This is a genomic window from Serratia sp. 3ACOL1, from assembly GCF_003668775.1.
GTDB lineage: Bacteria > Pseudomonadota > Gammaproteobacteria > Enterobacterales > Enterobacteriaceae > Chania > Chania fonticola.
The window spans coordinates 1986693-2010367 of record NZ_CP033055.1 but is presented as its reverse complement, the minus strand read 5'-3'; the positions used below and the strand labels follow the sequence as shown (position 1 = coordinate 2010367).

Here is a 23675-nt window from a genome sequence, read left to right as displayed (position 1 = left end):
AACACACTCGATCGGTTCCCTCTCTCCCTGTGGGAGAGGGTTAGAGCGTGGGGCCATTACTTCATTTTAGGTTCGTAAGGCAGGCGAGAGAATTTGTGTGATTCGACGCGATAGTGCATCACACGCTCGCGAAAGTAGTCCTGCAGATGCTTTGGCTGCTCACGTTCCACCATCTCAGGGATCACCGGCATATTGTAGCGTTCCTTGAATGCCACTCCAGACGCGGCCAGATCAACGTTCACCTTGTCCATCTCGTCTTTGGAAAGCTCTGCCAGATTGTAACCCATGGGATCCTCCTTCTATTGTGTAACGGCAACTCAGCGCAGAAGGTAATCTACCGTGCCGCGCTTGGCAAGCTTCTCAAGCCAATATATCCCTATCATCTTCAGACTTTGGGCGTAGAGTCATTACAAAAAACAGGGTGATATAATGTTTAAGCGTAATGCCATTGGTTTATTTTGTTAAATAAGAATGATTCGTCTTACTGTAAATATAAAGATGAAAATGATTATCATAATAATTTAATGTTAAATTCTATTTTTTCTTAATCTGTTGATTTTAATGGTTAATTATCATTTAAATAAATGAATGTAAATCAAGTGTTTTTATTTTGTGTTAATCAAGGCATAATGCGGTCAATTAAGTTTATGACCTGCAAAAATAATAGGGATCCTCATGCTAACGCAAGCAATGACCACGAAACTGAATGAGCAACTGAATCTGGAATTCTATTCCGCCAATTTGTATTTGCAAATGAGCGCCTGGTGCAGTGATAAAGGCTTTGAAGGGGCTGCCGCATTCCTTAAAGAACATTCACGCGAAGAGATGCAGCACATGCAGCGTCTGTTCGACTACCTCAGTGATACCGGGGCGTTGCCACTGATCGGCAGCATTTCTGCACCGCCGGTAGAGTTTGAATCACTGGCGGACGTTTTCCAGCAGACTTACGAGCATGAGCAACTGATCACTCGTCAAATCAATGAACTGGCGCACGTGGCAATGACCACACAAGACTACTCAACCTTCAACTTCCTGCAATGGTACGTTGCCGAGCAGCACGAAGAAGAGAAGCTGTTCAAATCCGTGCTGGACAAGTTGGCGCTGGTAGGCAGCAGTGGCAAAGCACTGTTCTTCATTGATAAAGATCTGAAGAGAATGGGTGCTGAGGCAGTAAGCGGTAACGGCCAGGCCTGATAACCCGCTTTTGTCATCAATCTGAAAACCGCGTACTTTTCACCGTACGCGGTTTTTTTGCCCTAAATTTACGGCGATATTATAGCGATAGCCAAGCCTGATATGTAGGGGCGCTGCATGCTGCGCCCGTTCAGCGAATCAATTAGCCGTATACTTTTCACTGTATGCGGTTTTTTTGCCCTGCGTTTATCGAACTGCTATAGCGATACGTGCTGCCAGATCGCAAAATATCAGTGATGTGCTCGACTTGCCGATTCACCGTCGTTATGATTTAACGCGATACGCTACCGGGAGGTAGAGAGTTATAACAGTGAGTTACCCACTCCTTCTGCTGTTTACCCGTGGCGCAATCACAGTGGTGGGTTGAGGCTGCGGAAACATCGCTCCGCGTAACCGGTCTTGGCCCTTATCACCTACATAATTGATAAAGGACTCCTCCGTGATCGCTAAAATTCGTTCATCCTATCGCCTGCTTTCCACCATTTTCGTGCTGTTTGTCGGCTTGTCTTCTCAGCAGGCGTTGGCGCATGCCCACCTGAAAGTACAGACTCCGGCGGCAGACGCCACCGTCAGCTCTGCGCCAAAAGTGCTGACGCTGAATTTCTCCGAAGGCATTGAGCCTAACTTCAGCGGTGTCAAAGTGACCGGCCCAGATAACGCCGTGGTTAAAACCGGCAAGCTGGATCTGGATCCAAGCAACAACACCCAGGTTAACGTACCGATTGAAAGTGAACTGGCGGCGGGAAAATACCAGGTTAGCTGGCACGTTGTTTCCGTTGACGGTCATAAAACCAAAGGTCAGTACAGCTTTACCGTTAACTAAGCCATGACTCTGGCGACCCTGTTTGTGCTGTGTCGCTTTGTGCACTTTACGGCGGTGATGCTGATGTTTGGTGTCAGCCTGTTCACCGCCGTCCTGTCGCCACAGCGCCTCTCCCCGATAATCACCCGCGATTTGCGCCCTCTGCTGCTCGCCTCGACCTGGATCTCCGCATTAACCGCCTTGCTGATGCTGGCCATTCAGGCCGGATTGATGGGCGATGGCTGGGCGGATACCTGGCAATTGAGCATTTGGTGGGCGGTGTTGGGCACCACCTTTGGTGAGGCCTGGCGCTGGCATCTGGGTTTTTCCCTGCTGGCCTTGTTAGCCTTGCTGTTGCCTGCGGCAAAGCGGGGGCAAGCGCTGGCGCTGTGCTCGGCACTGCTACTGATCAACATGGCGTTTATCGGCCATGCGGCGATGCATGCGGGCATATTGGGAATTGCACACCGAGTTAACCACGCCTTGCACCTGTTAGCGGCAGGCTACTGGTTTGGCAGCCTATTACCGTTGTTGCTTTGCCTGCGCTACTTGCCACAACCGCAGTGGCGTAGCGATGCGATCGCCACCTTGATCCGTTTCTCTCGCTGGGGCCATGTTGCCGTGGTGCTGGTGATCGTCACGGGCATAATCAACAGCCTGATTATCCTTGGCCGCTGGCCAGTCGATCTTGATTCCGCTTATCAGCGTTTGCTGCTAGTAAAAGTCGGGCTGGTGGCACTGATGGTGATGGTGGCATTGGCCAACCGTTACGTTATCGTCCCCGCGATGCGTACCATCCCCAATCTGGCACAGCGCGGGGTGGTGATCGCCTGCTGGCTTGAGGTGGCGTTGGGCGCAGCGGTGCTGCTGTTGGTGAGTTTATTTGCAACCTATGCACCGGTATGACATTGCGCCTTGCCGGATGCCCCCAAACTGCGGGAAAATCGATATAAATCGCAACTTAAGGCCAAAAACATGAAATCTGTAATTCTTGGTATTGCGCTGCTGGCAACGGCGTCGAGCGCGCTGGCGGCAGATAAGCTGGTTAATGTCACTAAGCTGGAGTACGGCAAACAGTGGGCGTTCACCAAAGAGGAGGTCACGCTGCAATGCCGCAAAGGGGCCGCCTTGTTCGTGCTCAACAACAGCACCTTGATGCAGTATCCGCTCAATGAGGCAGCTGAAGCACAGGTGAAAGCGGGGCAGCAGCGTGCCCAATCGTTGGATGTGATCCTGCTGGATGATGCCAACCATCCCGGCCAGAAAATGAGCGTGCAACCTTTCCGCGAAAGAGCAGAAAAATTGTGTGCTGACTAATCAGCTAACCACCCGATACTTATGCAAAAGTTTACGGGTGGTGACGAGATGTACGTAATTAATTTCTGTTTGTAACTATCACTTGTGTGCGCTGGGCTGGCAAAACTTGAACCTTGGACTATTCTTAGAATGCACGGTTGAACAAACCTTGCATAAATGCCAACTTTTAGCGCACGGCTCTCTCCCAAGAGCCCTTTCCCTAGACCGAGTATAGGAATCGTACTCGGTCTTTTTTTGTTTATCATTTAAAAACAGCTATTTACAAGTAAAGCAATCACTTATCACACCCCCTATTCTACCGTATTGCACCCTTTTTCTACCTGTGTAGTCACTCACTTGGCCGAATTTGGCTAGCGGGTTTAATACCAGGGCATCTTCCAAATGATCTGGAGTGAAGTGGGCGTATCGCATTGTTACCCTGATATCCACTTCTCCAGTACGGATGCGCTGATGCTGTTAACGGAAATGAAGTCCTCTCTAGACATGGTCGGGGAGGTGTGCATAGCAACTGCGTGCTGCACTGCTTCCAGAATGGCGCCGCTCAGATCAGGCAGAAGCATGTTTGCAATCTGCGCAGGTGAAAAAGGCGCAGCGGTGGCGGCCTGGGGGTTTGCAATATCATGAGACATAACGCAATATCTCCGGTCAGTGGTTTGTGTTCTACGGTGTTACATGTGGTATGTATTCACTATAGATCGCAATTGTATTCAATGAAAATGCATTTGCGTGAGATGTTTTACATATGACTGATAAATCAGAAGATTCAGCCGCCATTATAGAACGGCTTGTTTCATCCTATGGTGTCACTTCGCAGCGCGCGTTGGCTAGCAGCCTTGGTGTGCCACCAAATAACGTGAGCTCATGGGCTCAGCGCAACAGCGTTCCCGGAAGTGCAGTAATTAAGTGTGCTCTGGATACTGGTGCTGATTTGCGTTGGCTGATGACGGGTAAGTTTGAAAATTCGAATTTTGAAGTTGGCAAATCAAAAATTACTGGCCGTGCCCTGTATGAGCAAATTCAAGCTTCAGGTGGAAAGCCCGTTCTGCGCCGCATGCTCGATGCATATGGATTCCGCACTCAGAAGGAACTTGGCGACCTCCTTGATATCTCTACGGCAACGATCAGTACATGGGTTAGGCGCGATTATTTCCCCGGTGATGCGGTTGTTGCGTGCGCGTTAGATACCGGCGTGTCATTATTATGGCTGGCGACAGGTCAGGGTAACCCTGGTAATCCAGATGCTGTGTCATATGAGCCTAACTTTGTAACCTTACCCCGCATTTCTATCTCATCTGGAAAGTTAGTAAATGTTGGTAGTTGGCTAGCAGATCCGTCCTTTATTCCTGAAGGCGAAAAGTCTATACGTTTTGTCGAGCGAGGCAATGATGCTTGGCTAATAGCTTTTGATAGAAATACCATAGGTAATGGTAAATGGTTACTTAATATTGATGGTATTCATGATGTATATTCCGTATCACGTATTCCCGGAAATAAAATAAAAGTGACTGGTGAGTCTTCTCAATTCGACTGTTTAGTTGACGATGTTGAATGTGACGGTGAAATAGTTAAAACAATAATGGGTATTTAGGGTTTTTTATGAGGCTTCAACTTTCACTTACAGCTATTTGTAATGTTTATATAATGCCAAAAGCTGATGATGTTCAGCAGCAGTCTCCTTTCCAAGGATATATTCTTCCTTTGTTTGATGAGAGGCATGTTAATTCACTTGCAAGAACTTTATTATATCCAAGAGATGTTTGTGAGATATTTATGACACCAGCGGAAGTGCTTGGCGCCCGCTCGTTGGCGAGGTCAAATAATTCATATTTACTATCTATAGATTCTTTTTCGCAGTTTGCGAAATATTTCGATCAACCTTTTACAATAATAACTTGTGTGGAAGAGTTTGTAGATGAAATTAAAAACCTAGTTAAAGATTTTAAATATAATCCGATATTGGTGACTGATGGCGATAGTGGTGAGTTTAAAGCTGCGGAAATTAATAATGCTTATGTGTTTGATGATAAATTATTCAATAAACTTACTGGAATTTCTAGTGAATCCGGTGAATATCAAGAGTTGATTTCAGAAATAATCAAAAAAAATAGAAGGGATTTTAGAAACGAAAATAAATACATAATTGGAGATGCGGTAAGTCACAATATAACGTTACCAGGCGAGGCAGTACTAGTTAGCTGTGGATATGAATTCAAGTCCATAAAAGAAATTGAACCAAGTTTGGAAAGAAAAAATTATGTAGATGAAATGGTTAGGGTTGCAGATTTGATTCTTGAAAAACAAACAAACTCTAAATCAACTAATCAGTCTGATTTGATATTGTATTCCCCATCTATATTTAGTTATTTATATGATCCAGAACATCGCTTTTGGAATAAAATTTATCGTGAGTTATCATCTAGGAAAAAGAAAGAGTTTATTAAAAAGAATGTAATAAGAAATTTAAATTATTCCGGCATGATCTTTCAAGTGGAGGAGCCTAGTGGTGTTGCGGAATATTTTAAAGATAGAGTGTTAGGTAATATTCTTACGATAAGAAAATTTGAACTAAGATATACAACTCTGGCCATGGCATTTTTATCAATAGCAAACAATTGTCCAGCAATTAGATTGCCAAATTCGATAAATTTTCATCCCAAAAAGATGAAGAATCTTGAGACATTATCAAAGCGAGATGATTTAAAAGGAATTAATTTATTTAAACGTGAGTTTTCAGAAATTATAAATATTATGAAAGATTCTATAGGTGATGAAATAATTGATTATGTTAATTCAAAATCAAGAATTTTAACATTGTGCTGTGATGTACCTATTGAATGGTTGCCTTTTGATGGGGTTCCATTGATGTTTAGTCATGAGATATCAAGGATTTATGCTACTCCGGGGAATATGCTTTTGAGTAATGCTAGTAACCCAGCGCAAATTGAAGTGACTATAAATGAGTTGCAAAAAGTTCTTGTATTGAGATCTTTCAGAGATAATGATCCTATTAGGGATGATCTAAAAAATCAGATCGTAAATCTACCTAAGTGTGAGCTTGATATTGAAATTATTGATGTGAATAGCGAGAGTGAAGTCATAGAATCATTAAATAACTATGATGGATGGATTTTAATTTTTGACTGCCATGGTGGTGATGGAGGTAATGAATCTCATGGTTGGTTGAATATCGGGAATGAAAAAGTTGATACTTGGCTTCTAAAAAATAAAACTAGAATTCCCCCCATTGTTATATTGAGCGCGTGCTCTACCTCTTCTGTGTGTGGTTCACATGCATCTGTAGCAAACGGATTATTAGTTAGCGGAGCGTTGAGTGTTATAGGAACTTTTCTTCCTGTTAACTCAAAAAAATCATCAATATTCGTTTTAAATATTTTATTAAAATTAACATTTTTCCTTAAGGAACTATCTAAAAAAGGGTTTGGAGCGACTTCATGGCGAACGCTTATTAGTGTGATAATGAAATTATCATATATAAATGATATACTTGATGGCCTTGAAAATCAATTATCATTAATAACACGAAAAGATAGATCTGATATTGTAAAGAAAACCACTTCGAAGATTTACTCCATGGAAGATGATTGGTATGAATACCTAATATCAGAAATCAGTAGCAAAACTAATAAGGGTTTTGATGATGTTATTTTGTTAGTTAATGAAAACTTTAGGATTGTAGAAACTATGTATTATCAGCAATTGGGACGACCAGAAAATTTGATCATAAAACTTCAGTGATTTTTGCATGATAGGAACTAAAAAAGTACAAGTATCATCATGCTCTCGGTGGCCATTTTGTAGCCATAAAAAATTGAATAAAAAATAACTAATTGATACTAAAGGAGAAAAAAACATTAGAATCGTATTCGGTCTTTTTTTATCTTTTGATTTATAACATCTTTTAACTGCATCGCGAAAACCGCCACCCCTCACCCCAACCCTCTCCCCGAACAAATCTTAGGCAACATGAACGTTTCCACAGGGAGAGGGAGCTAGTCCTCAGCTGCGGGCTGGAACTGTATTAACATGTAGCACGTACTGTCCCTGATCTGCAAAGGGAGAGGGCTAGGGTGTGGGGGACGATCATTGATGCTGTATTGACCACAATCCCCTTCAAACCCCCACCCAACACCGCTATACTGTATAAAAAATCAGTATGGAGAGTACGATTGACCAGACGTTCTGCCGCACCAAGGCTCGAGTTTGAAGCGGAAGCTATCTACCAATACCCGGAGCACCTACGCCAATGGCTGGAAGGCTTGCCCGCTTTACCAGGGGTGTACCTGTTCCACGGTGAGTGCGAAACCATGCCGCTCTACATCGGTAAGAGCGTGAACCTTCGCAGCCGGGTGCTTTCACATTTGCGCACTCCAGACGAAGCGGCCATGCTGCGCCAGGCCAGGCGTATCACCTTTATCAGAACGGCGGGTGAAATAGGGGCGTTGTTGCTGGAAGCGCAACTGATTAAACAACAACAACCGTTGTTCAATAAGCGCCTGCGCCGCAACAAGCAGCTCTGCGCATTGCAACTCAATGATGACAAACCCACGGTGGTGTATGCCAAAGAGGTGGATTTTGCTCGGCACGCTGGGTTATTTGGCCTTTTTGCCAACCGACGCGCGGCACTACAAGCGCTGCAGTCTATCGCCGATCAGCATCAGCTGTGTTATGGGCTGTTGGGGCTTGAGCCATTAAGCAAAGGCCGCCCTTGTTTTCGTTCTGCACTGAAGCGTTGTGCCGGGGCCTGCTGTGGTAAAGAAAGCCTGGCCGATCATCGGCAGCGCTTGGTCTCTGCTCTCGAGCAAAGCCGAGTGGTGTGCTGGCCGTGGCGTGGTCCGATAGCCTTGCGAGAGCAGGGGGCTGATATGGCGCAGTACCATATTATTCACCACTGGTTATGGCTGGGTGCAGTAGATAGCCTGGATGAAGCGAGGGAGTTAATGATTGCTGCGCCGGGCTTTGATAGCGATGGCTATAAAATTTTATGCAAACCCGTGATCGGTGGAGAGTACGAGATTATCGATCTCTACGAAAAAAACTGAGTTAACGGCTTCGCTCCAGCCAGCAGGCCTGCGCGGATGTTTGCATCAAAGGCGGACGCCAGAACCGATACCAATAGTGGCCGTTGAACGCCCCGAACTACCGCCAGAGCCAGAAACACTGACTGAAGTGCATCCTGCCAGTAGGATGACTAAAAGGGTACCTGCAATAATTTTCATAAAGCCCGCCTGATTAGCCCCGCAACGCATGAATCAACTTAGCACAAACCCACTATAAGATGAATCCATATTGCCCGGTAGTCACGGGAGGGCTAGATTGATCGGGTATCCCCTCATTGAGGTTAGTTAAAATGCTCAAACATCGCTGGTCTGCCCTCGCACTTGCGTTGATCGTGTTCACATCCTCAGCCTCCGTTATGGCCAATCCAGGGAATGGTAACGGTAATGGAGGTGGGCATGGTAATTCTGCTAACCATGGAGACAATCCTGGGAAGGGTAATTCAGGCAAAGACCATTCAGACAAAGGCAAAAAAGCCAAGGGCGGTCATGACGATCTGGTTACCGTGAATATCAATTATGACCGCGTGCGGCCCCTGGCGGTAAACTATGGATTAACCGGGTATCAATCTTTACCTCCCGGCATTGCCAAGAACCTGGCACGGGGCAAGCCATTGCCGCCGGGGATCGCCAAGAAAATGGTGCCAGCTTCAATGCTGGGACAACTGCCATCTTATCCTGGCTATGAATGGCGTATCGCCGGGAATGATTTAGTTCTGGTGGCCTTAAGCACGGCTATTGTTGCCTCTGTTATCAATGGGGTATTTGACTAGCTACCGGCCAGCCTTGGGTAATTATTTCAACAATAGTTACCCAATAAATCAATTAGTTCCATGTCAGCGACCCCTATCTTAGCCGATGATGGGTATGGGAAAGAGAGGCCAACTTTCTTTCCTTACCGATCATAGCCATATCATTCACGGTGAAAATCTCTCTTCCTCCCACCATTCGGTATATCTATACTGTATAAAAACACAGTATAGAGACATGCCCCATGAAACACTTTGCCCCAACACCAACTCTAGAGAAATTGTACCTGCCACTGTTTTCCGATCGGGTGCCTGCTGGCTTCCCAAGCCCGGCTCAGGACTACGTCCATGCCAGGATCGATCTCAACGAATATTGCATCAGCCACCCGAATGCCACTTACTTTCTCTACGCCTCCGGTGAAAGCATGTTGGAGGCGGGCATTGTCGATGGCTCGATGCTGGTTGTCGATCGCAGCATTGGGGCCGAACACGGTGACATCGTGATCGCCAGCGTTGGTGGGGAGTTCACGGTAAAACGGCTATGTCTGCGGCCAGTCGCGCAGCTCGAGCCGATGAACCCCAACTACCAACCCATTCCGCTACGCGATGGCGCTGACGATTTAGACATTGTCGGCGTGGTGGTATCGACCATCACGAGGCTCAAGTAATGTACGCGCTGGCCGATGTGAACAGCTTTTATGCCAGCTGTGAAATTCTCTGGCGGCCAGACCTGCGTGGCCGCCCAGTGGTGGTGTTATCCAATAATGACGGCTGTGTGGTTGCCCGTAACCAAGAGGCGAAGAAATTAGGGATGGCAATGACCGGGCCTTATTTTAAGGTCAGGCAGCAGTTGGAACGCGCGGGGGGCGTCGCTTTTAGCAGCAACTACGAGCTGTATGCCGATATGTCCGCCAGGGTGATGACGATATTGGAAGCGTTGGTGCCGCGCGTTGAGATCTACTCTATCGATGAAAGCTTTCTCGATTTGTCTTCGCTGCCAAACTGCCACAATCTGGAGCAGTTTGGGCTGCATCTCAGGAACAAGGTGCTGCGTGAGACGGGGCTGACGGTGGGCGTCGGGATTGCGCAAACCAAAACGCTGGCCAAGCTGGCAAATTTTGCCGCCAAAAGATGGGTGAAACAAACCAACGGCGTGGTCGACCTTTCCAGCCTGGAACGGCAGCGTAAGCTGATGAATAAGGTGCCGGTAGAGGAAGTCTGGGGCATTGGGCGGCGGATAGCAAAAAAGCTGAACGCGATGGGCATAGAAAGCGCGCTGCAACTGGCCGATGCCAGCAATACCATGATACGTAAACGCTTCAGCGTGGTGGTCGAACGAACAGTGCGGGAACTGTGTGGTGAACCTTGCCTGGAACTGGAAGAGTTTGCGCCAACCAAGCAGCAGATTATCAGCAGCCGCAGCTTTGGCGAACGCATCACCGAGTATGAACATATGCATCAGGCGATTTGTTTATATGCCACACGAGCGGCAGAAAAACTGAGGGCAGAACGGCAGTATTGTCGGCACGTTAGCGCCTGGATCAAAACCAGTCCGTTCGCCACTCACGAGGCTTATTACGGCAATTCGGCCAGCGTCAAATTGAATACGCCAACGCAAGACACCCGCGATATTATTGCCGCCGCGATGCGCTGCCTGGATGCCATTTGGCAACCCGGTCATCGTTTTGATAAGGGCGGCGTGATGCTGCAGGATTTTTTCAGCCAGGGCGTTGCACAGCTCGACATGTTCGATGGGTATCAGCCTAGGCATGGCAGTGAAGAGTTAATGAAGGTGATGGACTCCATCAATAACTCGGGCCGGGCCAAACTGTGGTTTGCTGGCCAGGGAACGCAGCAGGTGTGGTCGATGAAGCGTGAACTGCTGTCACCGGCTTATACCACCAGGCTGAGTGATTTGCCCCGTGCTCGGGTATACTGAGCGGCGATTTTCCCTGACCACTACGCCATAACGTGGTATTTAATTTTTTTGTTATTTTATCAGTAAGTTACTAGCTAATGGATTAACGCTATGCGCAGGCCTCTATCATCTTATCATCCGCTGCTTTATTGGCTGCGAGTTCGGCAAAAGCGGTTTTTTCGCCATCTTGCGTGGCAATGGTCATCGCGCCGGTACGCTAGTGAGAGAACGCCGGATCAGCGGCTGGATCACCGTTTTATCAAGCACACCTCGAAGCTGATCCGCAAGCTGGGCAATAGCGATATTGGCTTGCAGCACAATAAAGTGATTAATCTGCGGCTGGCGGTTGCGGCAACCAGTGGAATTATTATCAAGCCGGGTGAGTATTTCTCGTTTTGTAAGCTGGTGGGGAAACCGACTCGCGCGCGTGGTTTTGTTGAAGGGATGGAGCTGTCGTTTGGCGAAGCGCGTAGCGGTATTGGCGGGGGTATTTGCCAGCTCAGCAATTTAATCCACTGGATGGCAATCCACTCACCGTTGGTAGTGGCCGAACGGGCCAACCACAGTTTTGATCCTTTCCCGGACGAAGGGCGGATCTTGCCTTTTGGCTCGGGAGCCGCCATTTTCTACAACTATATCGATCTGGTGCTGCATAACCCGACTCAGGATAGCTTTCAGCTGGTGTTCAACGTTGCGGAACACCAGTTGGAAGGTGAGCTGCTGTGTTCGGCCCCCCGCACGGTGAAATATCATATCTACCAGAAATCCCACCGATTTATCCGTCGGCAACAGCGTGTTTACCGGCAGAATGAAATCTGGCGTGATATCTCCACCAAAGGGCAGGACTCGGTGGTGTTACATTCTGAACGGCTATACCAGAACGATGTGGTGGTAAAATATGATGTTGAAGAACATAGGGTTGAGTGAATATCGTCAATCACGCGGAGCCTCAGCGCCTTGCCATTGACAGCACAACGGTAACAGAAGGAACCCTTATCATTAAGTGGGTAATATTTAGTTAAGCAGAACAAACCCTGCGAATTAAATCAGATTAAACATCAGTTTCACTCTGCTCTCTTATTAGGATAAGGATATTTACCATGAATAATACCGTCAATGGAACCATCAATTTTGCTGGACAAATCGTTGCCCAAAGCATGGGGATTGAAGAGGGTGGCATTATTTTACAGCGGCCACGCAATGCAGGCCTCACCGTCAGCGTTAACGGCAGCGAAACGCAAAATGGCTACGTGCAGCTTGGTGCAGTAAGCGAAGTGCAACTGGCAAACCCGGGTGCTCAGGCCCAGGCAACCCGCTTTGACATCCGTGTTGCGGGCATCTCGGATCAATATACTCACGCTTTGGTGTTTTTTGAGGGGGGCGCGACGGTTGATGCTGCCACCGGCGGCCTGATTAATATGGCGGAGGCGGGGAACGTGCAGATCCAACTGCGTAACCAGCAAGGCGATATTGTTCAGGCAGGGAGTAACTCTCAACTGGTCAGTTCGGCGTTTGTCCCGGTGATGGATGGTGAGGTTTATGCCTCCTTTGCCGCAAACTTCTGCAGTACCGGCCGCGCAACGCCGGGCAATGTGGCGAGCAAGGTTGATTACACGCTCTATTTATTTGAGCTGGTTGCCTGATTGATCGATAGTGGTATCTAACCCACCGTTCGGTGGGTTTTAGACTGCTAACAAGCGCCAACAGAGCCAGAACGCTGGGGTGCTGCATGCTGCGTTCGTCAGGAAAATTAGCGGATAAGGCAATATCGGGCCTACATTTATTGCGCCGTCAAACCATCAGTCTTCACCCAGCCCGTGGTTTTATCGCCGGTTTTGGGATGAAGATAACTCACAAACAAAAATCCCTTATAAGCCCGCCCGTGCGTGGCGGCAACGCTATCGCCATTGACGACAAATTTTCCGCCCTCATCCTGGCAGAGCTTATCCGGCGAGTCGTAAAAATAGAGTTTCTTGCTCTTCACCAGATACTTCGCCGCAGGCGAGGCCGCTTTGCTTATTGCGGATTCGGCGCTGGTCTGCGCATCGTGGCAAATCTCGTCGAGCGGGGCCAGACGATCAACGTTGATCCAGCCGGAGGCATTGCCATAACCGACTAACAAATAGCCATTTTTCTCGCCTTTGACGGGCTCAAGCGCGGCATACCCCACCACTTGCACCTTGTCATCCGGGATCACAAATTGAGACTCATTGACGCACTGTTCGGTGGGGGCAACGCGAAAATAAGCCCGGCCTTTACCACGCACCACATATTTAGGGGAATCGGCGATGATTGGGCCTAATTTCATCTGGTCCAGAATGGCCGCGCAGCGCTGCTCCTTCTGTAGGCATTGCTGATATTGTTTGCCGTACTGTGGATTAAAGGTGAGTTGCAGCGGATGCTGTTCGTCGGCGCTGTTATCCAGTAGCTGGCCGGTTTGTGGATCGTACATGACCCAACCAAGATGCCCGGCCCCTGGTGAATCAGGTGAGGCTAGCTTTCGGCTATCGAACAGCTGAATGGCCTGTATGCCGTTGGCCCGTGGTTCAATATTGATTTCCAGCTTGTCCGCTGGCACTTTCTCCGCCCGGATCAACGCCTGATTGCTGCTGGCTAACAGCTTGACCAACGGGGTCTGGCAGTCAAACAGCGAAGCTGGCCGCTCGGGGGTAAAACCCGGGCCCACAGGTGTCACGGCCTGTAGCGCTGTCCAAGGCGCAAGCAGCACTATTCCAACTACGGCTAAAGTGGCGAGCTTCTCCATTTCTATCCCATCTCCGGTGAGGCAGCATACCTGCCGGCCGCCATCATACCCGGCCAGCAGTGAGTTATGCCACACCGGCTACCCGCAACAGCGCCGTCACTGCCGCCGCAGCCAGCAGCACCACGATTAGCGGCGTTTTCCGCCAGGCTAATAATGCTCCCACGGCCACACCGCCTAAACGGGCATAACCGGCAAAATGTTGCCCTTCGAACAGCGTTGCGATCACCGCTACGGCCAGCAGCAATGTGGTGGCAGAGTCGGCGAGCAAGGCCTGAACCCGGTCAGAAAAGCTCAGGCTGCGGCCCAGCAGGAAACCGGCAAAGCGAAACGCAAAGGTGCCGCTGGCCAGGATCAGAATGCCGATGATGAGTGTTTGGTTATCCATTATTTTCTCGCTTTCTGATCAGTAAACCCAACAGTGAAAACAGCACCGGCATGCCAATCGGTACCAAGGGCACGCTAGCCAGGGCAATCAGGGTGCCGGAGCAGGCAGAAATGCTGGTGCGCAGTTTTTGCAGCGAACCAACAATCAAGGCCAGCAAAATGGTGGGGAACACGGCGTCCAGCCCGATGGCATTGATATCGGGAATAAAGCTACCGATGGTGCCACCAATCAACACGCCCAACGGCCAGCAGGCGGCGATCCCCAGCCCACAGAGCCAGTAGGCTGCCCGTTTTTGGGCTAACGTCGGTTGGGAAATGCCGAACACCACGCTTTCGTCGTTCATGATATGGCAACCCAATAACTTAAAGCGGCTGCGCTCGATCACCTCTTTCACTGCCATACCGAAAGGCAGATGGCGTGCATTCACCAGCAGCCCGGCAGCCGCCGCAGCAAAGGGGCTACCACCGCTGGCTACGATGCCGATAAACAGAAATTCAGAGGCACCCGCCAACACCAGCAACGACAGCATCAGTGGGACCCAGAGCTCGAAACCCAGGCCGGTCGCCAATGAACCATAGGAGATCCCCACGATGCCGTCTGCCAGGCAGACCAGCGCGATCCCTTTGATCACGCCCTTATCGAGCGAGGGGAAAAAGTGTTTAGCCATACTATTTTTCTCACTGCCTTTCTCAAAACGAACGGTTGTTCTATTATAATGAACACTTCAATCTCGATTTACAAGTCGAACGATCGTTCGTTATAAGGTGAGTTACGCGGCCTATGAAACAACCCATCAATATCATTGCGGAAGCTCTGGTGCGCGAGCGCCAGCGTACAGGCCTCTCGTTGGCAGAAATTGCCCGCCGGGCAGGAATTGCCAAATCCACGCTGTCACAACTGGAAGCGGGGCATGGCAATCCGAGCCTGGAAACGCTGTGGGCACTCTGCGTTGCGCTGGATATCCCCTTTGCGCGTTTGATGGAGCCGCAGCAGAGTAAAACGCAGGTGATCCGGCGCGGGGAAGGGGCTGCGGTGGTGTCGGAAGTGGCTAACTATACGGCAGTGCTGTTGGCAACCTGTCCGCCTGGCGCCCGGCGGGATATCTATCTGCTGACGACCCAGCCGGGAGCCGACCGTCTTTCTCATCCGCATCCGTTAGGCTCGGTAGAACACATCGTCATCACCCAAGGGCGCGCCTTGGTCGGGCTGGTAGAAGAGCCTGCCGAGCTGAATGCCGGGGATTATATTTGCTACCCAGCCGACCGGCCGCACATCTTCCGCGCCCTGGAGCCGGATACGCTGGCCGTGCTGGTCTCAGAACAAAACTAGCTCCGGCAAAAGCTTCCACCGATTCGCTAATTCCTCATGTAGGGCGCCACTTGTGCGCCCGCCCCGCTAACCCCAACCGTAATCCCTTCGAGCAAACGCTGCCAAACCAGACAGAACGGCGGTTACTTTGCGTCCATTTGTTAGATCCCTGTCATATTTTTGTTATTTGCTCATTCCAAAACGCACGTTTCGCTTGTTTGGGTTAAAAAATTTCATTAGTCTCATTTTTGAAATAAACGTTTAACAACTGAATGGGGTATTTAACAATTACATCAGGATTTCATTTCAACGCATTGTTTTAAAGTTAATTTTTAATTATTTCCAGGCATCTCATAACCAGTATTAACTGATGAGATGCCACGTGGAACAGGGTTTTAAGGCGATAATAACGAGCGGATTGTTGTTTGAATGTAAAAAATATTTTTCATTAGCCGTCAAATCAACAGGCCTCTTCATTCTAACGATTAAAGGGTACAGAACATGAAGCTGAAGAAATTGATCGTCACCTCGCTACTGATGTGCATGCTGCCAGCCTCGGTGTTAGCCAAAGATATCAAGATCGGCGTGTCGATGGCCTACTTTGATGACAACTTCCTGACCATCCTGCGCCAATCCATGCAGAACAAAATGAAGCAGGAAGGTAACGTCAGCGGCCAGTTTGAAGATGCCAAAGGCGATATTGCACAGCAGATCCAGCAGATAGAGAACTTCGTCAGCCAAGGGGTCGACGCCATCATCCTTAACCCGGTGGATACCCAGGGCGTCAAGCCAATGATCAAGCTGGCGGAGAACGCCCATATTCCACTTGTGTTCGTCAACCGCAGGCCAGAAGCCACCCTGTCAGCGGGTATGGCCTACGTAGGTTCAGATTCCAAGCTGGCGGGCAAGCTGCAGATGGAAGAGCTGGCCAAGCTGATGAACGGCAAGGGCAACGTGATGATCCTGCTCGGTGAGCTCTCCAGCGAAGCCACTCGTGACCGGACCCGCGGCGTTGAGGAAGTGGTGGCCCAATATCCGAATATTCACATTATCGATAAGCAAACCGCCAAGTTTTTCCGCAAAGAGGCGGTTGACGTGACGACCGACTGGATCCTCTCCGGCCAGCAGATTGATGCCATTGCTTCCAATAACGATGAGATGGCGATCGGTGCCATTCTGGCGCTGAAACAGGCGAAGAAAACCGGCGTGCTGGTAGCGGGTGTCGACGGCACACCGGATGCCCTGGAGTTTATCAAGAAGGGGGATTTGAGCCTCAGCATCTTCCAGGATGCCAAAGGCCAGGGGGAAGGGGCTGTACAAACGGCCATTCAACTGGTCAAGGGCGAGAAGGTCGAAAGCAGCGTCATGATCCCTTACCAACTGATCACCAAAGCCAATTACCAAGACTTTGCCGACAAGAACAAAAAGTAATGACCAACCGGCCCCTTGCCTAACGTGAGGGGCATCGTTCACAGCTATCGGCAGGATAACGGCGGAGGTTATCAGTATGTATCCTTATGTGCTGGAGGCGGAAGGCATCAGCAAGCAGTTCCCGGGCGTTAAGGCGTTGGATAACGTGTCGCTCAAGATCAAACCGGGCAGCGTGCATGCGTTAATGGGGGAAAACGGTGCCGGTAAATCAACGCTGATGAAGTGCTTAATCGGTATTTATCGGCCTGATGCTGGCACCATCAAGGTCAAAGGGCAGCCGGTGACGTTTAACGATACGCTGGCGGCCTTGCACTCGGGCATCTCTATGATCCACCAGGAACTGAACCTGGTGCCGCATATGACGGTGGCAGAAAATATCTGGTTGGGGCGTGAACCCGCCAAGCTGGGTTTTGTCAATCACGAGGAATTAAACCGCAAAACCCGTGAGCTGTTGGCGCATCTCAAGATTAAATTAGATCCGGAAACCCAACTAGGTACGTTGAGCATCGCCAACCAACAGATGGTCGAGATTGCCAAGGCGGTGTCCTATAACGCCGACGTATTGATCATGGATGAGCCGACCTCGGCATTAACGGAAGGGGAAGTGGTGCATCTGTTTGCGATCATTCGTGAACTGAAGCAGCAGGGCAAAGGCATTATCTATATCAGCCACAAAATGGATGAAATCTTTGCCATCACCGACGAGGTGAGCATCTTCCGCGATGGTACCTCGATCGCCAGTGATAGAACCGAGAATCTGACCAAACAGTCGCTAATCACCATGATGGTGGGCCGCGAGCTGACCCAGATGTTCCCCAAGTTCAATAACAATATCGGTGAAGAGGTGTTGCGTGTGGCCGGGTTGCGGCGCAGCGGCTGGTTCCACGATATCTCCTTTGCGGTTAAGCGTGGGGAAATCCTCGGAGTTGCCGGGCTGGTGGGCGCAGGGCGCAGCGAAGTGATGGAGAGCCTGTTTGGTATGCACCCGGCCGAGGGGGGCGAGATTTATATTGAAGGCTTGCCGGTAAAAATAGATTCCCCCTCCAAAGCCATCGAGCAAGGGCTGGCATTCCTCACCGAAGACCGTAAAAAGTCTGGTCTGTTTCTGGTGCTATCGGTGGTGGAGAACATGAGCATCGTCAACCTTTCCGCCTATACCAGCAAAAACGGCTTTGTCAGCCAGACGCAAATGGCTAAAGACTGCATGGAGCAAATTAGCAAACTCAATATTAAAACCCCGACGATGGACCAGATTATCAATAACCTCAGCGGCGGTAACCAGCAGAAGGTCTTGATTGCCCGCTGGCTATTGGCGCAGCCGAAGATCCTGATCCTGGATGAACCCACGCGCGGTATCGACGTGGGGGCCAAGGCAGAAATTTATCGCCTGATCAGCGAATTGGCGCACCGTGGCGTCGCCATTATTTTGGTTTCGTCCGAACTGCCGGAAATACTCGGCATGAGCGATCGCGTCATGGTGATGCACGCCGGACGCATTACGGGGATCCTGGATAAAGATGAAGCAGACCAGGAAAAAATCATGGCGTTGGCCTCGGAATAACGCAAAGGTAAAACATAATGAATAACGTCAAAGTGGAAACTCAGCCAGTCAAAGCCTCGCTGTTTGCCGGTTTTAGCGGCAAGCTGCCGAAAGATACCGGCATCTTTATCGTCATGATCGGTATTGCGCTGATTTTTGAAATGCTGGGCTGGTACGTGCGCGATCAGTCGTTCCTGCTTAACCCGAACCGCCTGCTGCTGATCGTCTTGCAGGTGGCGATCATAGGCATCATCGCCGTTGGCGTCACCCAGGTCATCATTACCACCGGTATCGATCTCTCTTCTGGCTCGTTGATTGCCCTGACGGCGGTGGTGGCGGCCAGCCTGGCGCAAACCTCCGAAAGCATTTCGCCAATGTATCCGGGCCTGCTGGATCTGCCCGCCGCGATCCCCATCGGGGCCGGGATTGGGGTGGGTATTATTTGCGGATTTATCAACGGGTTCTTGATCACCCGTACCGGCATTCCACCGTTTATCGCCACCTTGGGGATGATGGTTTCTGCCCGTGGTTTGGCACAGTATTACACCAAAGGTAACCCTGTCAGTTTCCTGTCGGATGGCTTCACCTCGATTGGCCAAGGTGCCATGCCGGTGATTATCTTCCTGGTGGTGGCGGTGATTTTTCATATCGCCCTGAAGCACACCCGTTATGGCAAATACGTGTATGCCATCGGCGGCAACATGACTTCGGCCAGGGTCTCTGGGATCAACGTCAATAAATACCTGGTGACGGTCTACACCATTGCGGGTGGGTTGGCAGGATTAGCGGGCGTAGTGCTGGCGGCACGAGTCAGTAGCGGGCAGTCGAGCATGGGGGTGTCTTATGAGTTGGACGCCATTGCCGCAGCGGTCATCGGTGGCAGTAGCCTGATGGGCGGAGTGGGGCGCATTACCGGCACGCTGATCGGCGCGGTGATCCTCGGCCTAATCAAAAGTGGCTTTACCTTTATCGGTGTGGATTCCTACATTCAGGACATTATCAAAGGCATGATCATCGTGGCCGCCGTGGCTATCGATATGCGCCGTAACCGCAAGAAACTGTGATTCTAGTCTTGGCTGCCGGTCTGGTGACCGGCGGTTTGGCTTGGTGGGCAGTTTTATGCATCGCTGCCATTGATACGCCGGGCCAGTTCGTAACGCGCGCCCCAGTATTGATTATCCAGGCTGGAAACGGTGACGCCCATACTGGTAGAGGCGTGAACAAACTCACCCTCTCCGATATAAACGCCGACGTGGCGCTGACGGGATGAGGTTTTGAAAAACACCAGATCGCCCGTGTTTAACTCGCTTTTAGCTACTCGCGAGCCCAGTTTCATTTGTTCACCGGTGCTGCGTGGCAAGCTGACGGCAAACTCATCTTGAAACACGCGCTGCATATAGGCTGAGCAGTCGATGCCTTTGCGCGAGTTACCCCCGAATTTGTATCGAACTCCTTCCCATCGGTCATAATGCGACAGGATTTTTTTTAGCTCCTGAGTATTATTGTGGCCGGAACTGGCTGAAGCGGAAAAGCTCATGCAAAAAGCTGAGCAAGTGAGAAATACAGCAAAAAATTTAAGCATAAAAGATTTCTGAAAGAGCAACTGAACGTCTATCCCTGTAATGGAGTGGCCGGATCGCCTGACTCATTCCTTCTGAGTGGTGGTAATATACACAGTTATCGCTCATAAATAAACCATAAATAGGCTAATTATTAACCATGCCTATGCGGGTTATCGGCTTGTTACTTTTGATAGTAGGCCTCTGGTTGGCTGTGGAAACCCGGGAATGACGGGCAATCAAGGAATTAGCTACCGGTGGAAGATTTTGCCAACCAAAATTGCAACATGCGCTGCTATCGGTTTATCGGCTGGGTACGGTGGTGGGATCTCAAATTGAGACGAATCATATTGGTAATTTTATCAATTGCGCCATTTTCGCCGATGGTGAGTGTTATTTTTTATCTAATATAATGTTAATTAAATCGAAATAAATTAAGCCTCATCTGTGATGGTTTTCGCATTTAAAACTATCCCCTGCACAATACCACCTGAGAACAGCCCACTCTGCACACAATATGCATGCCCGGAACTCGTGCCGTACATCCATTATCAGGGGGGTTATCAGGCTGTGCCCTCGAATCGTAGCCATCAGGAATGACAACCTGATCAAGGCCGTACAGGAGTGAGGTTCCATGACCAACTTGAATACTATTTTGCCCGGAGAAAAGGCGCAGACGACTGAAAAACCGATTGATAAAGTTGAAGAGATTTTACCCATTGCCCATCTTTTTACCCTGGGGCTTCAGCATGTCCTGGTGATGTATGCGGGGGCGGTTGCCGTCCCATTGATGATCGGCGGCAGCCTGGGGCTGGATAAGCTGCAGATTGCTTATCTGATCAGCTCCGATCTGTTTTGCTGTGGCGTGGTGACGCTATTGCAATGCATCGGGATTGGTCGCTTTGCTGGTATTCGGTTGCCCGTCATCATGTCCGTCACCTTCGCTGCCGTCACACCGATGTTGGCCATCGGTGCCAACCCCGAAATCGGCCTGACCGGTATCTTTGGCGCCACCATTGCGGCTGGAATTATCACCACGTTGCTGGTGCCGTTGGTGGGCCGTTTGATGCCGCTGTTCCCAACCCTGGTGACGGGGATTGTGATCACCTCAATCGGCCTTAGCATTGTGCGGGTCGGGATAGATTGGGCCGCCGGGGGCAGGGGCAATGCCAACTACGGTAACCCGGCCTATATTGGTGTCTCGTTGCTGGTGCTGATTTTTATTTTGCTAATCACCCGGTTTAGCAAAGGCTTTATCTCCAATATTTCCGTGCTGTTGGGGATTGGCTTTGGCTTTGTGGTGGCCTTGCTGATGGGAGAAGTCAGTTTTTCTGGTCTGGATGATGCCGCCTGGTTTGCCATCGTGCGTCCCTTTGCCTTCGGTTGGCCAACCTTTGATCCGGCTTCGATTATCACCCTGACGATCGTCATGCTGATCGTATTTATTGAATCCATGGGCATGTTTATGGCGCTGGGGGAAATTGTCGGCCGCCCAACCACCAAGCAGGATGTGGTCCGTGGGCTGCGGGTTGACGGCCTGGGAACCATTATCGGCGGTATTTTCAATACGTTCCCGCATACCTCGTTCTCCCAGAATATTGGCTTGGTCAGCGTTACTCAGGTGTCCAGCCGCTGGGTGTGCGTGATGGCAGGTTTGATTCTGGTGCTGTTCGGCCTGATCCCCAAAATGTCTATTCTGGTGGCCTCGATCCCGCAATTTGTCTTGGGGGCGCGGGTATCGTGATGTTTGGCATGGTGCTGTCTACCGGCATCAAGATCCTGACCAGGGTCAACTTCAATACCAATCGCTATAACGCCTATATTGTCGCCATCAGTCTGGGGCTTGGCATGATCCCGATCGTGGCGGCTGATTTCTTTAACCAGATGCCAGCGAGCCTGCAACCGTTGCTGCACAGCGGCATTTTGCTCTCTTCAGTGGCGGCGGTGCTGCTGAATCTCTACTTCAATGGCTATCATCCGGAGGAATAACGCTGCCGTTTATTGATGATCTCCGTTAACAGTGGCTTGCCAGCCAGTGGCGATAACAGGTAAAAACACTGTTCGACATAAAAGGAGTAATCAATGCGGATAACCTTGGCCCAATTTACCTGCCGTGAAGGGGACACTGCCCATAACCTGGCCGCCGTGCTGGCGCAAATTGAAAGTTGCAGCGGCCAAACCGACCTGTTGGTGTTGCCAGAAACGCAGCTTACCGGCTTTACCCATCCTGACGGCAATACGGACTACGCGCTGCAACTGCAAGGCCCGGAGCTCGCGCAAGTGGTGGCGGCAAGTCAGCGTACGGGTATTGCCGTCGCAGTGGGTTTTCTTGAGCAGGATGGCGCGCAGTTGTTCAACAGTTCGGTGCTGATCACACCGGAGCAGGGCATCTATCTGCATTATCGCAAAAGCCATTTATGGACCAACGAACGCGTCGAAGCACAAGCGGGCGATCGCCTGGTCTGCGGGCTGTGGCGTGGGCGGCGTATTGGTTTACTGATCTGCTACGACATCGAATTCCCAGAGGCATCACGAGCGTTGGCCCTGATGGGTTGCGATTTGTTGCTGGTTACCGATGGCAATATGGATCCCTATGGTCATGTGCATCGTAACGCTTTGCTGGCTCGCGCTCAGGATAATCAGATGTTTGTGGCGATGGCCAACCGCGCCGGGTATGGATGTGGGATGCAGTTTGCCGGTGAAAGCCTGGTTGTCGATCCTCTGGGGCGTGAGGTGGCCAGCCTGGGGCGCGAGCCGGGAATAATGCAGGCGGAGCTGGATTTTAGCCTGCTGGAAGCGGCTCGCCGCGAATATCGTTACCTGGAAGATCGGCGTTTGGCACTCAATGGGGAGACGCAGTGGCAGCAGCGGGATGATGAACAACGGTGGTGGCCATTAATTGCGCGTTAACACCGCTTGCTGAAAGGCCAATGGCTTAGGTAAAGTCATAGCCAGATTGATCACTGTAATTGATAGACTTGCAGCACTCTAAGGAGCCGTACCATGCAATTCCCCGCCCTGAGTAAAAGAATCGTTCCATTGGCTGCGCTGTTGGTGCTGTCATTTCCCGCCGCTTGGGCAGCACAAAACGCCCCAGACCCGATCCCATCGGCGTTAATCGGCAACTGGAGCGTGACCAAGATCATTCCCACCCAGACCGTGAGCTGCTGGGATGAAAAGCAGGCACAGCAGTTGGTCGGTAATAGTATCAACTATAAAGCAGACGGTTTTACCTGGCATGAACAGCAACTGAGCAATCAGGGGGCGACTACCACCACGGTAGAGGCGCAAGAGTTTGTGGAAGATAACTCGGGCGATAATTGGTACGTCGATTTCCCGATTTTGGGCATCAGTACGCCTTCGGTGCAGCGAGTCATCATTCAGCATCAGGATGTCACCGTACCGGGGATCACCGATCAGGGGACTGAAGGCGTTCCCGGTGATAACGTGTTGGTAAAAGATCGTAATACGCTGCTCTTCTCCCAATGCGGCGTGTGGTTTGAGGCGCAACGGCAGAAAAAATAACGGCTTCTGATATTTTCCCCTCACCCCAACCCTCTCCCCAAAAAGGAGAGGGGGCTGGCAGGGCGCCGTGGTCAGGTACCGGAGCTAATTTGCTGCACGTTGAGTACC

Annotated in this window: 24 protein-coding genes and 2 pseudogenes; 19 read left to right on the top strand and 7 right to left on the bottom strand. The window is 50.1% G+C overall.

Annotated features, from left to right (window positions below; translation table 11 throughout):
• Positions 1-56: 56 nt before the first annotated feature.
• On the bottom strand, positions 57-287 hold the full coding sequence (locus tag D9980_RS09260; RefSeq protein WP_021181054.1) for a DNA polymerase III subunit theta: 231 nt from the start codon (positions 285-287) through the stop codon (positions 57-59).
• Between the two features lie 388 nt (positions 288-675).
• Between D9980_RS09260 and ftnA the strand changes: the two genes are divergently transcribed.
• The 4 genes from ftnA (at position 676) to D9980_RS09240 (ending at position 3313) form a co-directional block, all read left to right on the top strand.
• Entirely contained in the window at positions 676-1194 is a 519-nt protein-coding gene (gene ftnA, locus D9980_RS09255) for a non-heme ferritin (protein WP_024485864.1), read from the top strand.
• A 439-nt stretch (positions 1195-1633) separates the two neighbouring features.
• On the top strand, positions 1634-2017 hold the full coding sequence (gene yobA, locus D9980_RS09250) for a CopC domain-containing protein YobA (protein ID WP_021181056.1): 384 nt from the start codon (positions 1634-1636) through the stop codon (positions 2015-2017).
• A gap of 3 nt (positions 2018-2020) precedes the next feature.
• On the top strand, positions 2021-2902 hold the full coding sequence (gene copD, locus D9980_RS09245; RefSeq protein ID WP_121607108.1) for a copper homeostasis membrane protein CopD: 882 nt from the start codon (positions 2021-2023) through the stop codon (positions 2900-2902).
• Between the two features lie 69 nt (positions 2903-2971).
• On the top strand, positions 2972-3313 hold the full coding sequence (locus D9980_RS09240; protein WP_021806756.1) for a YebY family protein: 342 nt from the start codon (positions 2972-2974) through the stop codon (positions 3311-3313).
• Between the two features lie 255 nt (positions 3314-3568).
• Here the strand turns inward: D9980_RS09240 and D9980_RS27260 are convergent.
• Both D9980_RS27260 and D9980_RS09225 read right to left on the bottom strand, forming a co-directional pair.
• Positions 3569-3748, bottom strand: a pseudogene (locus D9980_RS27260) (hypothetical protein); the annotation flags it as partial.
• Positions 3727-3942 carry a hypothetical protein gene (locus D9980_RS09225; protein WP_121607106.1) on the bottom strand — a complete coding sequence of 72 codons (216 nt, stop codon included), beginning with the start codon at positions 3940-3942 and terminating at the stop codon, positions 3727-3729. The gene D9980_RS09225 and the pseudogene D9980_RS27260, both read right to left, overlap by 22 nt.
• Positions 3943-4055: 113 nt before the next feature.
• Here D9980_RS09225 and D9980_RS09220 point away from each other — a divergent pair, with 113 nt between their 5' ends.
• The 8 genes from D9980_RS09220 (at position 4056) to D9980_RS09185 (ending at position 12698) form a co-directional block, all read left to right on the top strand.
• A complete protein-coding gene (locus D9980_RS09220) occupies positions 4056-4901 on the top strand; it encodes a phage repressor protein CI (RefSeq protein ID WP_121607105.1) in 846 nt (281 codons plus the stop codon).
• Between the two features lie 8 nt (positions 4902-4909).
• Complete coding sequence (locus D9980_RS09215) at positions 4910-7069, top strand: hypothetical protein (RefSeq protein WP_162304249.1); 2160 nt, start codon at positions 4910-4912, stop codon at positions 7067-7069.
• A gap of 431 nt (positions 7070-7500) precedes the next feature.
• A complete protein-coding gene (cho, locus tag D9980_RS09210) occupies positions 7501-8373 on the top strand; it encodes an excinuclease Cho (RefSeq protein ID WP_121607103.1) in 873 nt (290 codons plus the stop codon).
• Between the two features lie 308 nt (positions 8374-8681).
• On the top strand, positions 8682-9161 hold the full coding sequence (locus D9980_RS09205; protein ID WP_121607102.1) for an anti-virulence regulator CigR family protein: 480 nt from the start codon (positions 8682-8684) through the stop codon (positions 9159-9161).
• Positions 9162-9382: 221 nt separating this feature from the next.
• A complete protein-coding gene (gene umuD / locus D9980_RS09200; RefSeq protein ID WP_121607101.1) occupies positions 9383-9805 on the top strand; it encodes a translesion error-prone DNA polymerase V autoproteolytic subunit in 423 nt (140 codons plus the stop codon).
• Positions 9805-11076 (top strand): translesion error-prone DNA polymerase V subunit UmuC, encoded by a 1272-nt coding sequence (gene umuC / locus D9980_RS09195; RefSeq protein ID WP_121607100.1) that lies wholly within the window; start codon positions 9805-9807, stop codon positions 11074-11076. Before umuD ends, umuC begins: the two co-directional genes overlap by 1 nt.
• 90 nt (positions 11077-11166) lie before the next feature.
• Positions 11167-11982, top strand: a complete 816-nt coding sequence (locus D9980_RS09190; RefSeq protein WP_121607099.1) for a VanW family protein — start codon at positions 11167-11169, stop codon at positions 11980-11982.
• Between the two features lie 173 nt (positions 11983-12155).
• The gene (locus D9980_RS09185) at positions 12156-12698 is read left to right on the top strand and encodes a fimbrial protein (protein ID WP_121607098.1); all 543 of its coding nucleotides are present in this window, start codon (positions 12156-12158) and stop codon (positions 12696-12698) included.
• Between the two features lie 137 nt (positions 12699-12835).
• On the opposite strand, the gene D9980_RS09180 is transcribed toward D9980_RS09185, so the two are convergent.
• The 3 genes from D9980_RS09180 to D9980_RS09170 all read right to left on the bottom strand — a co-directional run bounded on the left by D9980_RS09180 (position 12836) and on the right by D9980_RS09170 (position 14871).
• Positions 12836-13819 (bottom strand): hypothetical protein, encoded by a 984-nt coding sequence (locus D9980_RS09180; RefSeq protein WP_162304248.1) that lies wholly within the window; start codon positions 13817-13819, stop codon positions 12836-12838.
• A gap of 64 nt (positions 13820-13883) precedes the next feature.
• The gene (locus tag D9980_RS09175) at positions 13884-14204 is read right to left on the bottom strand and encodes an AzlD domain-containing protein (protein WP_024528813.1); all 321 of its coding nucleotides are present in this window, start codon (positions 14202-14204) and stop codon (positions 13884-13886) included.
• The gene (locus D9980_RS09170; protein ID WP_121607096.1) at positions 14197-14871 is read right to left on the bottom strand and encodes an AzlC family ABC transporter permease; all 675 of its coding nucleotides are present in this window, start codon (positions 14869-14871) and stop codon (positions 14197-14199) included. The genes D9980_RS09175 and D9980_RS09170 overlap by 8 nt, the downstream gene beginning before the upstream one ends.
• Before the next feature lie 113 nt (positions 14872-14984).
• On the opposite strand from D9980_RS09170, the gene D9980_RS09165 reads away from it, so the two are divergent.
• From D9980_RS09165 to D9980_RS09150, 4 genes are all read left to right on the top strand, one after another.
• Entirely contained in the window at positions 14985-15533 is a 549-nt protein-coding gene (locus tag D9980_RS09165) for a helix-turn-helix domain-containing protein (protein WP_121607095.1), read from the top strand.
• Positions 15534-16013: 480 nt separating this feature from the next.
• Positions 16014-16943: a sugar ABC transporter substrate-binding protein gene (locus D9980_RS09160; RefSeq protein ID WP_121607094.1), complete on the top strand. Its 930-nt coding sequence runs from the start codon at positions 16014-16016 to the stop codon at positions 16941-16943.
• Between the two features lie 76 nt (positions 16944-17019).
• A complete protein-coding gene (locus tag D9980_RS09155; protein WP_121607093.1) occupies positions 17020-18504 on the top strand; it encodes a sugar ABC transporter ATP-binding protein in 1485 nt (494 codons plus the stop codon).
• A 17-nt stretch (positions 18505-18521) separates the two neighbouring features.
• Entirely contained in the window at positions 18522-19547 is a 1026-nt protein-coding gene (locus D9980_RS09150) for an ABC transporter permease (RefSeq protein ID WP_024485369.1), read from the top strand.
• 53 nt (positions 19548-19600) lie between these two features.
• Here the strand turns inward: D9980_RS09150 and D9980_RS09145 are convergent, their stop codons facing one another.
• On the bottom strand, positions 19601-20065 hold the full coding sequence (locus D9980_RS09145) for an NlpC/P60 family protein (protein ID WP_121607092.1): 465 nt from the start codon (positions 20063-20065) through the stop codon (positions 19601-19603).
• Positions 20066-20676: 611 nt separating this feature from the next.
• Between D9980_RS09145 and D9980_RS09140 the strand changes: the two are divergent.
• The 3 genes and pseudogenes from D9980_RS09140 (at position 20677) to D9980_RS09130 (ending at position 23567) form a co-directional block, all read left to right on the top strand.
• Positions 20677-22031 (top strand): annotated as a pseudogene (locus tag D9980_RS09140) (nucleobase:cation symporter-2 family protein).
• Between the two features lie 93 nt (positions 22032-22124).
• Complete coding sequence (locus tag D9980_RS09135) at positions 22125-22952, top strand: carbon-nitrogen hydrolase family protein (protein WP_121607091.1); 828 nt, start codon at positions 22125-22127, stop codon at positions 22950-22952.
• A 93-nt stretch (positions 22953-23045) separates the two neighbouring features.
• Positions 23046-23567 (top strand): hypothetical protein, encoded by a 522-nt coding sequence (locus D9980_RS09130; protein WP_121607090.1) that lies wholly within the window; start codon positions 23046-23048, stop codon positions 23565-23567.
• The last annotated feature ends 108 nt before the right edge of the window (positions 23568-23675 follow it).

Bases quoted from the DNA above. Each gene is read 5' to 3' on its own strand.
- D9980_RS09135 (WP_121607091.1), top strand. From the start codon at position 22,125: ATGCGGATAACCTTGGCCCAATTTACCTGCCGTGAAGGGGACACTGCC.
- D9980_RS09170 (WP_121607096.1), bottom strand. From the start codon at position 14,871: ATGGCTAAACACTTTTTCCCCTCGCTCGATAAGGGCGTGATCAAAGGG.
- D9980_RS09205 (WP_121607102.1), top strand. From the start codon at position 8,682: ATGCTCAAACATCGCTGGTCTGCCCTCGCACTTGCGTTGATCGTGTTC.
- copD (WP_121607108.1), top strand. From the start codon at position 2,021: ATGACTCTGGCGACCCTGTTTGTGCTGTGTCGCTTTGTGCACTTTACG.
- umuD (WP_121607101.1), top strand. From the start codon at position 9,383: ATGAAACACTTTGCCCCAACACCAACTCTAGAGAAATTGTACCTGCCA.
- D9980_RS09240 (WP_021806756.1), top strand. From the start codon at position 2,972: ATGAAATCTGTAATTCTTGGTATTGCGCTGCTGGCAACGGCGTCGAGC.
- D9980_RS09190 (WP_121607099.1), top strand. From the start codon at position 11,167: ATGCGCAGGCCTCTATCATCTTATCATCCGCTGCTTTATTGGCTGCGA.
- D9980_RS09165 (WP_121607095.1), top strand. From the start codon at position 14,985: ATGAAACAACCCATCAATATCATTGCGGAAGCTCTGGTGCGCGAGCGC.
- D9980_RS09130 (WP_121607090.1), top strand. From the start codon at position 23,046: ATGCAATTCCCCGCCCTGAGTAAAAGAATCGTTCCATTGGCTGCGCTG.
- D9980_RS09155 (WP_121607093.1), top strand. From the start codon at position 17,020: ATGTATCCTTATGTGCTGGAGGCGGAAGGCATCAGCAAGCAGTTCCCG.
- D9980_RS09150 (WP_024485369.1), top strand. From the start codon at position 18,522: ATGAATAACGTCAAAGTGGAAACTCAGCCAGTCAAAGCCTCGCTGTTT.
- D9980_RS09185 (WP_121607098.1), top strand. From the start codon at position 12,156: ATGAATAATACCGTCAATGGAACCATCAATTTTGCTGGACAAATCGTT.
- D9980_RS09160 (WP_121607094.1), top strand. From the start codon at position 16,014: ATGAAGCTGAAGAAATTGATCGTCACCTCGCTACTGATGTGCATGCTG.
- D9980_RS09225 (WP_121607106.1), bottom strand. From the start codon at position 3,942: ATGTCTCATGATATTGCAAACCCCCAGGCCGCCACCGCTGCGCCTTTT.
- D9980_RS09175 (WP_024528813.1), bottom strand. From the start codon at position 14,204: ATGGATAACCAAACACTCATCATCGGCATTCTGATCCTGGCCAGCGGC.
- umuC (WP_121607100.1), top strand. From the start codon at position 9,805: ATGTACGCGCTGGCCGATGTGAACAGCTTTTATGCCAGCTGTGAAATT.
- D9980_RS09215 (WP_162304249.1), top strand. From the start codon at position 4,910: ATGAGGCTTCAACTTTCACTTACAGCTATTTGTAATGTTTATATAATG.
- D9980_RS09180 (WP_162304248.1), bottom strand. From the start codon at position 13,819: ATGGAGAAGCTCGCCACTTTAGCCGTAGTTGGAATAGTGCTGCTTGCG.
- D9980_RS09220 (WP_121607105.1), top strand. From the start codon at position 4,056: ATGACTGATAAATCAGAAGATTCAGCCGCCATTATAGAACGGCTTGTT.
- D9980_RS09145 (WP_121607092.1), bottom strand. From the start codon at position 20,065: ATGCTTAAATTTTTTGCTGTATTTCTCACTTGCTCAGCTTTTTGCATG.
- D9980_RS09260 (WP_021181054.1), bottom strand. From the start codon at position 287: ATGGGTTACAATCTGGCAGAGCTTTCCAAAGACGAGATGGACAAGGTG.
- ftnA (WP_024485864.1), top strand. From the start codon at position 676: ATGCTAACGCAAGCAATGACCACGAAACTGAATGAGCAACTGAATCTG.